The following is an 11,275-nucleotide window of genomic DNA, read 5'->3' as shown; positions in this document are numbered from 1 at the left end:
CTTCCTTCGTACTCACCCGAGAGACTCTCTCAGGCTTTCCTCCGGGCGCTTCCCTTCGGTGTTTCCGACTCTATCAGACCTTTTCTCGGCCCGATTTCCTCGGCGCTTTCCGGCCTTTCGGCCTTCCGGCGGTGTCGACTTTATCAGATTCCCTGGGGCCTTTCCGGCCCGTTCGGCTCCTGATCCCCAGTCAACCGGGGTCGTCCTCCCGGCCCTTGGGCCGTTCCGACGCCTCCAACCCTAGCGGATCTCTCCGGCGATTCCCAATCGCGGTGGATCGGAGTCGCCGTACCCAAATCGAATTGAATTCGGGCGCGCCGAATTCGACCCCGTTGGGTGATCTTGCTGAGTGGGTTGCTGCCGCTGCTGCGGCGGAGGTGCTGCCGCAGAACCGTTACGGCTCCGTGGCAACCCGAAGAACTTTACGGATCGAGGTGTGGACTGTCAAGCCTCCCCAGGAGGAGACGCCGGCAAACCTCCCTGAGCGTCAGTCCAGGTCGCTCAGACGTCCCCCAGCATCGGGCTGGGCGTGTTCGACACGGCGCAGCAGACGGGTCAGCGCGTCGCCGAGGGCGTTGCGCTCCTCGGAGGAGAGGTCCTGGAGGAGGTCCTCCTCGAACCCGGAGGCCAGGCGCATCGCCTCCAGCCACTTCTCGCGGCCCTCAGCGGTCAGCTCGACGATCACACGGACCCGGTTGGCCTCGTCGCGCTCCCGGGTGACCAGACCCTCGCTCACCATGCGGTCGATGCGGTGGGTCATCGCGGCCGGCGTCAGGCCGAGCCGCTTGGCCAGATCGCTCGGGCCCATCCGATAGGGGGCGCCGGAGAGGACGAGTGCCTTGAGGACCTCCCACTCGGCGTTGCTGATGCCCAGCCCGGCGGTCTGGCGGCCGTAGGCCACGTTCATCCGGCGGTTGAGGCGGGACAGCGCCGAGACGATCTTCTCGACCTGGGGGTCCAGGTCCTGGAACTCGCGCTGGTATGCGGCGATCTGTTCGTCGAGGGTCGGCTCACTGACGCCGGGGTTGTCGCCCATGGCCGCAGTATCGCACGCCCCCGCTTGGCGTTGAAGTCCTTCGGCGTGTACTGTTTAGCTTCGAACTTTAGCCTCTAAGTGTTCAGGGCTAACCGCTTCAAGGGTAAGACCTCCGGGTCGCTCCTCGAGGTGTCCTCCTCTCAAGGAAGAAGGTGACCGTGACCAGGGCGATGGGCGCAGCGATGCGCCGGATCCACGTGGGCAACGCACTCAGCACATTCGGCCTCGGCTTCACCGTGCCGTATCTGTACGTCTATGTGGCGCAGGTGCGGGATCTCGGTGCCGCGACGGCGGGTGTCGTACTCGCCGTCTTCGCCGTGGCCGCGCTCGTGGTGCTGCCGTTCGCCGGACGGGCCATCGTCCGGCGCGGCCCCCTTCCGGTCCTGCTCTCCGCCCTCGTCACCGCCGCCCTCGGATCGCTTGCCCTCGGACTCTCCGGGTCCGCGGTGAGCGTGCTGCTGTCGGCCGCGGTGCTCGGTGCCGGGCAGGCCGTGATGCAGCCGGCGCTGGCCACCATGATCGTGGACTGCTCGACGTCGGAGACCCGGTCGCGCGCCTTCGCCCTCCAGTTCTTCCTCCAGAACCTGGGCCTGGGCGTCGGCGGTCTGATCGGAGGCGACCTCGTCGACACCTCCCGCGCCGCCTCCTTCACCCTGCTGTTCGCTGTAGAGGCCGCGATCTTCCTGCTGCTTGCCGTCCTCATGTCGACGGTCCGGATCCCGCACGCGCCGAGGATCGAGGACGGAGCCCCGCACAGCGGCCGGGCGAGCTGGAAGCGGCTGCTGGGCAACCGGGCCATGGTGCAGCTCTGCGTGCTGGGCTTCGTGCTGTTCTTCGCCTGCTACGGCCAGTTCGAGTCGGGTCTGAGCGCGTACGGCGTCGAGGCTGCCGGCATCTCCACGTCCGCTCTGGGTACGGCGCTGGCCGCCAACACGGCCGTGATCGTGGTCGCGCAGTTCGCGGTGCTGAAGTTCGTGGAGCGGCGCAAGCGGTCCCGGGTCATCGCGGCGGTGGGGTTCATCTGGGCCGTCGCGTGGGCCCTGGCCGGGTGGGCCGGGCTCGGGCACGGCAGCCAGGCCATGGCGACCGCCGCGTTCGTCTCGACGTATGCGCTGTTCGGTCTCGGTGAGGCGATGCTGTCGCCGACGCTCGCCCCGCTCGTGGCGGACCTCGCGCCCACGGGGATGGCCGGTCAGTACAACTCGGCCTTCGCTCTGGTGAAGCAGCTGGCCCTCGCGGTCGGCCCGGTGGTGGGCGGTCCGCTGGCCGCGTCGCTGCCCGCGCCGTACGTCGTCACCTTCCTGCTGTTCTCCCTGGGCATCACGGTTCTGGCCGTCCGGCTCGGGCGCCGGCTCACCCCCGCGCAGAACCAGCCGTGGTCCGGGCGGACCCTGGTGGTGGCGCAGGGAGGCCCGGCGGCGGAACCCGCGTCGGCGCGCGCCTGAGCCGGACCCCGCCGCTCAGCCCGCTCCCCGTGGCAGGGCGAACTCGCACCACACCGCCTTGCCGCCCCCGGGCGTACGGCGCGAGCCCCAGTTCGACGCGATCGTCGCCACGATCGCGATGCCCCGCCCCGCCTCGTCCGCCGGTTCCGCCCGGCGGCGACGGGGCAGATGGTCGTCTCCGTCGGTCACCTCGATGATCAGCCGACGGTCCGTGCGTCTGAGGCGCAGCCTCATCGGCGGCATGCCGTGCTGCAGCGAGTTCGCCACCAGTTCGCTCGCCGCCAGCACCCCCAGGTCGTGCAGATCCGCCGGGAACCGCCAGCTCGTCAGGACCCCGGAGGCGAAGGCACGCGCGCGTGGCGCCGCCTCCACTCCGCCGAGCAGCTCCAGGGCGGCGTTGCGGAAGAGGTCGCCGTCCGGGCCCGTACGCGCGGGGTGCTGGAGGACGAGAACGGCGACGTCGTCGTCGTGACCCGCGGTGACGCCTGCCGAGCGCACCAGGCGGTCGCAGACCACCTGCGGCGTGCCCGTCGCGCCCGCGAGGGCGCTCTCCAGGGCCGCGATGCCCTCGTCCAGGTCGGCGTCCCGGCGCTCGACGAGACCGTCCGTGTACAGGACGGCGGTGGAACCGGGTCCCAGCGGAACCGAGCCCGACGCATGCATCCAGCCACCGGTGCCGAGCGGCGGGCCGGTGGGTTCGTCGGCGCGCAGAACACTGCCGTTCTCGTCGCGGACCAGGATCGGAAGGTGGCCGGCCGAGGCATACACCAGGCGGCCCTCGTTGGGGTCGTGGACGGCGTAGACACAGGTCGCGATCTGGTTGGCGTCGATCTCCGTGGCGAGGCCGTCGAGGAGCTGGAGGACTTCATGCGGAGGCAGGTCGAGTCGGGCGTAGGCGCGGACGGCCGTGCGGAGCTGACCCATCACCGCGGCGGCCCTGACGCCTCTGCCCATCACATCGCCGATGACGAGGGCCGTGCGGCCGCCGCCCAGGGTGATGACGTCGTACCAGTCGCCGCCGACCGCGGCCTCCGTGCCACCGGGCTGGTAGGTGGCGGCGATGCGCAGATCGTCGGGCTGCTCCAGCTCCTGGGGCAGCAGGGAGCGCTGAAGGGTCACCGCCGTGCGGCGCTGCTCGCGTTCACTGGCGCGCAGCCGCTCGGCTGCCTCGGCGTGGTCGGTGACGTCCGCGGCGAACACCAGCACGCCCCGGGAGGTGCCGCCGGGTACGTCGACCGGTGTACATGTGAACGTGTAGGAGCGGCCGCCGGGCGCTCTGCGGGACTTGACCGTGCGCGGCCTGGAGCTGCGCAGCACCTGGTCAAGAAGCGGAAGGAGCCCGAGTTCCGCCAGCTCGGGGAGCGCCTCGCACGCGGGTTCGCCCAGTGGCCGGGGACCGAAGGCCGCGGCGTAGGCGTCGTTGACGTACGCGACGCGATGGTCCGGGCCGTGCACCAGGGCGACGAGGGCCGGGATGCGATCGAGGACCTCGCGGACCGGCAGTTCGTCGACGGCGGGCACGCCCGGCGGGTCTTCGGTGAGCCGCTCGGCGCGGGCCGCGGGCACGGAGCCTTCCCCCCGCCGGTCCGGGGTGACCGCGTGCTCGGTCCGCGCTGCGGCGCGGCGCTGCGTTCCGGGGAGCCGGGCGCTCCAGCGCGTGAAGTTCACCGATTCCTTGCCTCGTCGTTGTCGTGGCCGGCCGGCTCCGGATCCGGTCGGGAGTCCGGGGGCCTGCCCCCGGGGTAGCGGCACAGTGGGGAAAGCCTGATGTGTTCGTCAGGGCGGGGATCGGCCCGCCCATGGTCGGGGACCAGTCTGTCGGACCGGGCCGACATCCGTCAGACGTCGGCCATTCCGGGGGAGTTCCTGTATCCGGTCAGGACGACCCCTTCGGGTCCCTTGAAGGCTTTCCACCGGCCGCGAGTTCGAACTCCGCACGGGGATGTTCGAGTGAGCCGAGCGAGACGATCTCCCTCTTGAAGAGTCCCGCCAGGGTCCACTCGGCCAGCACCCGCGCCTTGCGGTTGAAGGTGGGCACCCTGCTCAGGTGGTACGTGCGGTGCATGAACCAGGCGGGGTAGCCCTTCAGCTTGCGCCCGTAGACGTGCGCGACGCCCTTGTGCAGCCCCAGGGAGGCGACCGAGCCGACGTACTTGTGGGCGTACGTCTCCAGGGGCTGGTCGCGCAGTGAGCGCACGATGTTGTCGCCGAGGACCCTGGCCTGGCGCACCGCGTGCTGGGCGTTGGGGGCGGTCGTCGCGCCCGGCTCCTCCGCGGTGACGTCCGGGACGGCGGCCGCGTCCCCCGCGGCCCACGCGTGCGTGACGCCCTCCACGCTCAGCTCGGGGGTGCACTTCAGACGCCCGCGGCCGTTCAGCGGCAGGTCCGTGGCCGCGAGCACCGGGTGGGGCTTCACGCCGGCGGTCCACACGACCGTACGGGTCGGGAAGCGTGCGCCGTCGGACAGGACGGCCACCCGGTCGACGCACGACTCCAGGCGGGTTTCGAGGCGTACGTCGATGTTGCGGCGGCGCAGCTCGGTGACCGTGTACCGGCCCATCTCCTCCCCGACCTCCGGGAGGATGCGGCCGGTTGCCTCCACGAGGATCCACTTCATGTCCTCGGGCCTCACGTTGTGGTAGTAGCGCGCGGCGTAGCGCGCCATGTCCTCCAGCTCGCCGAGCGCCTCCACTCCGGCGAATCCGCCTCCGACGAAGACGAACGTGAGGGCCGCGTCACGGATCGCCGGGTCACGGGTGGAGGAGGCGATGTCCATCTGTTCGATGACGTGGTTGCGCAGGCCGATGGCCTCTTCCAGGGTCTTGAAGCCGATGCCGTGATCGGCGAGGCCGGGGATGGGGAGGGTGCGCGAGATCGAGCCCGGGGCGAGGACGAGTTCGTCGTACGGGAACTGTTCGGTCCGCCCGCTCTCCTCGGTGGCGAGGGTGGCGACCGTGGCGGTGTGCTTGGCGTGGTCGACGGAGGTGACCTCGCCGATGACCACGCGGCAGCCGTCCAGGACCCGGCGCAGCGGTACGACCACATGGCGCGGCGAGATGGCTCCGGCGGCCGCCTCGGGCAGGAACGGCTGATAGGTCATGTAGGGATCGGGTGAGACCACCACGATCTCCGCCTCGCCCCGGGCGAGTTCCGCCTTCAGCTTCCGTTGCAGCCGCAGGGCCGTGTACAGGCCGACGTAGCCGCCGCCGACGATGAGGATGCGCACACGCTTCGGGGGTTCGGCGGGCGTCGCCCGATGGAATGCAGCCGTCACCATCCCATGACGCACCGGGCGCGCGAGTTTGTCCACAGGTCTGGCACATTGTGTGACCGGACGGCGGTACCCGGCAGGGTTGGCCGGATTACCGGAGTGCGCGGAAAAATCGCAGGTCAGTGGGTGTGGGCCCGGTGAAACTCGGGGGCGCAATCTGGACATAGCCGACCCGTACTCCGATCGGGGGGCGCTCCGTGCGGAACCTGCCCCTTCTGAATTGACCCCCTCTCAACTATGTTCGTGTGTCGACGGGGTGTAAGGGGGATGAGCTCGACGGGCTCGCGACGGGCGGGCCCGGTCACGTACGACGCTCATTCCGTACGCTCCGGCTTCCGATGGCGGGGAGAGTCTCCGGGGGGAGACGTCATTACCGGGGGAACACTTATGCACATTCAGGACTCTCATTGGTCATCCGCGTCCGCTGTCGCAGCGGCGGGCACGGTGGGCACTGCGGCGGGCAACGGACGCGAGGACGCTGCGCGTACGGCGCCGCTGCGGGTGGACGCACAGCGCAACCTGGAACATGTACTGCGCGCAGCACGCGAGGTCTTCGGCGAACTGGGCTACGGCGCGCCGATGGAGGACGTGGCACGGCGCGCGCGGGTCGGCGTCGGTACGGTCTACCGGCGCTTCCCGAGCAAGGACGTCCTGGTGCGGCGGATAGCCGAGGAGGAGACCTCCCGGCTGACCGACCAGGCCAGGGCGGCACTCGGCCAGGAGGACGAACCGTGGTCAGCGCTGTCGCGCTTCCTGCGGACGTCGGTGGCGTCGGGCGCGGGGCGGCTGCTGCCGCCGCAGGTGCTTCGGGTCGGGGTCGTCGAGGAAGAGACCGAGGGGCCCGGCGCGGCGCCCGTGGACGGGGCGCGGCTGCCGCAGCAGTGGACCCCTTCGGCCACCGAGCTGCGGCTCGTGGCCCAGCGGCCCGCGCCGGAACCGGACGACGTGGGCACGACGACGCTGCTGGAGGTCGTGGGACAGCTCGTGGAGCGGGCGCGTGCGGCGGGTGAGCTGCGGCCGGACGTCACCGTCTCGGACGTGCTGCTGGTGATCGCCACGGCGGCGCCCTCGCTGCCCGACGCGGCACAGCAGGCGGCGGCCTCGGCCCGGCTGCTCGACATCCTCCTGGAGGGCCTGCGCTCCCGCCCGGCGTGAGTCGTCCGGGCCCCCGGCGCGGGGGCCCACCACCCGGCGGACCTCCCGTACGCGGGCACTGCGTCGCCCGCGTACGGGGGTCGGGGACGCGTGCGTACGGGTGGGGTCTGCCGTCGGGGTACGGCGATTACGCCCCAGCCCCGAGCGCCCGCCCACGTGCCGATATGCCCGCCGGTACCGCCCGCGCCCGGGCGGGGGTGCCCGACCAGCACGTGCCCCGGCGGGCGAGCAGGCGGCGCAGCCACAGTTCCAGGGAGACCAGGTCCGCGAGACCGTCCAGCGGGAGGGGCTCGCCGTCCACCGCGGCGCGCACCGCCTTGCGGACGACCCGGGCCTCCACCAGACCCGCCTCCGCCAGCAGGGGCGTGTCGAACAGGGCCATCAGGGAGTGCACGGCCACCCGGAGACCGGCACGGGCCGCTGCCGCCGACGACGCATGCGAGGGGGCGCCCCAGCCGGGCGGCAGTCCACCGACACCCGCGCCCTCCAGGACCGTGCGCAGGATCGCCGCCCGCGCCCCCGGCTGCACCCGCAGCGCCTCCGGCAGCGCACGGCAGGCGCGGACGACCTGATTGTCCAGGAACGGCGAGTGCAGCCGCTGGGAGCGGATCTCGGCGGCCTGTTCCAGCACCCGTATGTCCGCCGCGTGTCTTCTCAGCGCGGCACGCGCGCGGTGGTCGCCGGGGCGCTGCCCGGGACCGACGCCCGCCTGGGCCACGGCTCCTTGCAGGCGAGCCGATACCTCCGCGAGGGCCTCACCCGTGAGCCAGCGTGCCGCCGGCCCCGGTCTGGCCCAGGTGAGGCCGGCGAGCGAGGCACCCACCGCACCGCCGGGCTCCTCGAAGCGCCGCTGCATCAGACGGTCGGCGAGCGAGGCGACACCGGCCCGGTAGGACGTGCGGGCCAGCTTCCGCGCCGCGGCGTACACGCGCGCGGGGACCATCACCGAGCCGTCCGCCTTCGCCAGCGCGGCGACCGGACGCACGAGATGGCGTCGCCTGCGGTCCATCAGCAGGTCCGCGAGACGGGCCGGATGCGCGTCGAGGACCTGGCGCGCGCCGTAGCCCGTGAAGTGGTCCGCGCTGCCCGAGGCCAGTCGCGCGCGGTGCCTGGCCGCCGTCACCAGGGAGGGGCCCGGCTCGTCGGTCAGCGGGCCCTCCAGCTCTGCGTAGGGGAGCGCTTCCTCCCCTCCGGTCACCACCACATGGTGCAGACGGGGATTGGCGGCGAGGGTGCCGGCCCGTTCCAGCTCGGCCTCGCGGCCCCGCACGGCGAGGTCGTTGAAGGTGACGGCCAGCAGGCGTTCACCGGCCCCGGTGCCGTGTCCGAGGATCGTGCCGGGCATCCCCGGAAGTCCGGCCGCGAGAAGGGCAAGCGTGCCGGATGCCGGTCCGCCGGAGAGGTCGGCGCCGATGCCGGGAACGGGCATGCCGCGCGCCGCGCGGCGTTCCGCCGGTCCCATTCCGGGGACGGGTCCGGGGTCGATCTCGACGCCCGGCACATGCCGGGGTGCCGCCAGCCGAGCGCGTACGGCGTCGACGAGGGCGTCGCGCACCGCGTCCACGGCGTCGGCCGGGTCCGCCGGGGGCGCGGCGACCGCCAGGGAGGCGACCGGTTCATAGCCGGCGATCTCCCGGGCCCCCGCGCGCAGGATGAGCGCATGACCCGGCGGAATGCGCCGTACGCCGTCGTACGGGGTCGAGTCGTGGAGCGCGGCCGGTACGTCGGGGGCGGCGAGGAGGGCCGCCAGGTGCCCGAAGTCCAGGTTGGCCTCGATGAGGTCGGCGAGCGGGAGCGCGGCGGTCGCGTAGGCGGTGCCGCCGGCCCAGGGGGTGTGGAAGACGGGGCGCGCGCCGGCGAGATCACCGCACACCGTGATCCTGCGCCCGACCTGGACGACGGCGGTGTAGCTGCCGGACCAGGCGGTCAGATGGCGAAGTGCCCCTCCCCGGGCGGCGAACAGGCCGACGCGCAGTTCCTCGTCGGAGGCCCCGCAGGTGCCGAGGACCGCGATCCGGGTCTGCGCGTCCGCCTTCACGACGCGCACTTCGTCGGGGCGCCAGTCGCCGACGGCCCACAGGGGATCGGGGTCGCCCCACAGAAGCTGGGCGCCGACCGGGTGCACGGTCTCGCCGTCGTATCCGGTGGCTCCGGCCGATCCCGGCCCGGCGGCTCCAGCGGCGGTGCTGCTCCATCCCACCAACCACCGCATCGACGCCTCCACAGGCTGTGGACAACCAGTGCACCGTACGAACGGCTCCCATGCTGCCACGAAGAACGCGCGCCGGAGGGCGTGCGCCACGCCTTGCACGCCCCACAACACGCCCTTGGACCGCCGGCCACAAGCCGGTGAACTCCCTTTCCTCGCAGGGGGGACGGAGAAAGACATCGACGCGAATGCGCCCCCGATACGCTCCCCGAAAACGCTGTTCGCGCCCTCAAGAGTCATGGTCGGAGGCTTGATCACCCCCGAAAACCACCGTCGGTTTTCAGCCAAAGCGGTGGAGGGCGGGCAGGCGTGCGCACGCTCCGTACAGGCCCTGCGCAACGCACAGTCCGGGAGGCGGAGTTCGCCTCCCGGACCGGTCCGCCGCCCGCGGGGATGGAGGCGGCGGTGTCCCCCAGCCCACTGGATCCAGTACAGCGGGCCGACCCACGCACGGCCCATGGAACCGTTCCCCCGGTGGCCGGAGAAGAGCGCACGGGCGGGCGCACGGCCACACGCCAGGAGCACGCCGCAACACTCCGTACTGAGGTACGGACCACAATCCCGCCATCCGGATTTAAGCCCCTTAACGCATGGGATGCGGCGAACTACGCTGGGTTTACGAATGCCGCGCGGTTATGCCATCGCTGCGGCAGCCGTCTGTTCGAGGGGTGGCGCATGTCCAGGGAGCAACGCGGGCCGAACGAAAAGCTCGGCGCCGTTCTCGCCCTCGCGGGAATCAGCAATGCAGGACTCGCCCGGCGCGTCAACGACCTTGGCGCCCAGCGCGGGTTGACGCTTCGCTACGACAAGACCTCGGTGGCGCGCTGGGTGTCGAAGGGCATGGTGCCGCAGGGCGCCGCGCCCCACCTCATCGCCGCGGCCATCGGCCAGAAGCTCGGCCGCCCGGTACCGCTCCACGAGATCGGTCTGGCGGACGCGGATCCCGCACCGGAAGTGGGCCTCGCCTTCCCCCGGGACGTAGGACAGGCGGTGAAGTCGGCGACGGAGCTGTACCGCCTCGATCTCGCCGGGCGCCGGACCGGCGGCGGCATCTGGCAGTCGCTGGCCGGATCGTTCGCAGTCAGCGCTTACGCGACCCCTGCCTCCCGCTGGCTGATAACCCCGGCCGACAGCTCGGTGGCGCGCGACCCGGGCTCCGGCGACGGATCGGGAGCACCGCTGAAGGTCGGCCACAGCGACGTACGGAAACTCCGCGAGGCCGCAGAGGACGCCAGGCGCTGGGACTCCAAGTACGGGGGCGGCGACTGGCGTTCGTCGATGGTGCCCGAGTGCTTACGAGTGGAGGCGGCGCCGCTGCTGCTCGGCTCCTACTCCGACGAAGTGGGCCGCGCCCTGTTCGGGGCGAGCGCCGAACTGACGCGGCTGGCCGGCTGGATGGCCTTCGACACGGGACAGCAGGAGGCCGCCCAGCGCTACTACATCCAGGCACTGCGCCTCGCCCGCGCGGCCGCCGACGTGCCCCTCGGGGGATACGTCCTGGCCTCCATGTCGCTCCAGGCGACCTACCGCGGCTTCGGCGACGAGGGCGTCGACCTCGCCCAGGCCGCCCTGGAACGCAACCGCGGCCTGGCCACGGCCCGCACCATGAGCTTCTTCCGTCTGGTCGAGGCACGGGCGCATGCGCGCGCGGGTGACGCCCAGGCGGCGGGCGCGGCCCTGAAGGCCGCCGAGGGCTGGCTGGAACGGGCCCGCGACGGCGACAACGACCCCTCCTGGCTCGGCTTCTACTCCTACGACCGCTTCGCGGCCGACGCCGCCGAGTGCTACCGCGACCTCAAGGCCCCGCGCCAGGTCCGCCGCTTCACCGAGCAGGCGCTGTCCCGGCCCACGGAGGAGTTCGTGCGCTCGCACGGGCTGCGGCTGGTCGTGTCGGCGGTCGCCGAACTGGAGTCGGGCAACCTGGACGCGGCCTGCGAGCAGGGCGTGCGGGCGGTGGAGGTGGCCGGCCGCATATCGTCGGCGCGCACCACCGAGTACGTGCGGGACCTGCTGCACCGGCTGGAGCCGTACGGGGACGAGCCGCGCGTGGCGGAGCTGCGGGAGCGGGCACGGCCGCTGCTGATGGCACCGGCGTAGGCGCGCGCCGGGAGGTCCGGGTCCCTTTCCGGGGGCCCGGGGGCCCGGCGCGCCCTCCGGGG

General features: G+C 72.2%; 7 protein-coding genes. 3 read left to right on the top strand and 4 right to left on the bottom strand.

The genetic code is table 11. From position 1 onward, the window contains the following. Positions 1 to 487: 487 nt before the first annotated feature. A complete protein-coding gene (locus LZ604_RS30755) occupies positions 488 to 1,036 on the bottom strand; it encodes a MarR family winged helix-turn-helix transcriptional regulator (protein WP_234519130.1) in 549 nt (182 codons plus the stop codon). Between the two features lie 182 nt (positions 1,037 to 1,218). Here LZ604_RS30755 and LZ604_RS30750 point away from each other — a divergent pair, with 182 nt between their 5' ends. Further along, positions 1,219 to 2,481, top strand: coding sequence for an MFS transporter (locus LZ604_RS30750; RefSeq protein WP_234519145.1), 1,263 nt, complete (start codon positions 1,219 to 1,221; stop codon positions 2,479 to 2,481). A 15-nt stretch (positions 2,482 to 2,496) separates the two neighbouring features. Here LZ604_RS30750 and LZ604_RS30745 read toward each other — a convergent pair whose 3' ends face one another. Then, positions 2,497 to 4,149 carry an ATP-binding SpoIIE family protein phosphatase gene (locus tag LZ604_RS30745; protein WP_234519128.1) on the bottom strand — a complete coding sequence of 551 codons (1,653 nt, stop codon included), beginning with the start codon at positions 4,147 to 4,149 and terminating at the stop codon, positions 2,497 to 2,499. Positions 4,150 to 4,357: 208 nt separating this feature from the next. Continuing rightward, entirely contained in the window at positions 4,358 to 5,758 is a 1,401-nt protein-coding gene (locus LZ604_RS30740; protein WP_234519126.1) for an NAD(P)/FAD-dependent oxidoreductase, read from the bottom strand. A 381-nt stretch (positions 5,759 to 6,139) separates the two neighbouring features. Here LZ604_RS30740 and LZ604_RS30735 point away from each other — a divergent pair, with 381 nt between their 5' ends. Next, positions 6,140 to 6,907: a TetR/AcrR family transcriptional regulator gene (locus tag LZ604_RS30735; RefSeq protein ID WP_234519124.1), complete on the top strand. Its 768-nt coding sequence runs from the start codon at positions 6,140 to 6,142 to the stop codon at positions 6,905 to 6,907. Positions 6,908 to 7,034: 127 nt separating this feature from the next. Here the strand turns inward: LZ604_RS30735 and LZ604_RS30730 are convergent, their stop codons facing one another. Further along, positions 7,035 to 9,119 (bottom strand): asparagine synthase-related protein, encoded by a 2,085-nt coding sequence (locus LZ604_RS30730; RefSeq protein ID WP_234519122.1) that lies wholly within the window; start codon positions 9,117 to 9,119, stop codon positions 7,035 to 7,037. Between the two features lie 672 nt (positions 9,120 to 9,791). On the opposite strand from LZ604_RS30730, the gene LZ604_RS30725 reads away from it, so the two are divergent. Beyond that, positions 9,792 to 11,213: an NsdA family TPR-like regulatory protein gene (locus LZ604_RS30725; RefSeq protein WP_234519121.1), complete on the top strand. Its 1,422-nt coding sequence runs from the start codon at positions 9,792 to 9,794 to the stop codon at positions 11,211 to 11,213. The last annotated feature ends 62 nt before the right edge of the window (positions 11,214 to 11,275 follow it).

Source organism: Streptomyces glomeratus (assembly GCF_021462825.1).
GTDB lineage: Bacteria > Actinomycetota > Actinomycetes > Streptomycetales > Streptomycetaceae > Streptomyces > Streptomyces glomeratus.
The sequence above is the reverse complement of the archived record's forward strand: the minus strand, read 5'-3'. Positions and strand labels throughout refer to the sequence as shown.

Excerpts from the sequence above, each read along its gene's own strand:
- LZ604_RS30755 (WP_234519130.1), bottom strand. The coding sequence starts at position 1,036 with ATGGGCGACAACCCCGGCGTCAGTGAGCCGACCCTCGACGAACAGATC.
- LZ604_RS30750 (WP_234519145.1), top strand. The coding sequence starts at position 1,219 with ATGCGCCGGATCCACGTGGGCAACGCACTCAGCACATTCGGCCTCGGC.
- LZ604_RS30740 (WP_234519126.1), bottom strand. The coding sequence starts at position 5,758 with ATGGTGACGGCTGCATTCCATCGGGCGACGCCCGCCGAACCCCCGAAG.
- LZ604_RS30735 (WP_234519124.1), top strand. The coding sequence starts at position 6,140 with ATGCACATTCAGGACTCTCATTGGTCATCCGCGTCCGCTGTCGCAGCG.
- LZ604_RS30730 (WP_234519122.1), bottom strand. The coding sequence starts at position 9,119 with ATGCGGTGGTTGGTGGGATGGAGCAGCACCGCCGCTGGAGCCGCCGGG.
- LZ604_RS30725 (WP_234519121.1), top strand. The coding sequence starts at position 9,792 with ATGTCCAGGGAGCAACGCGGGCCGAACGAAAAGCTCGGCGCCGTTCTC.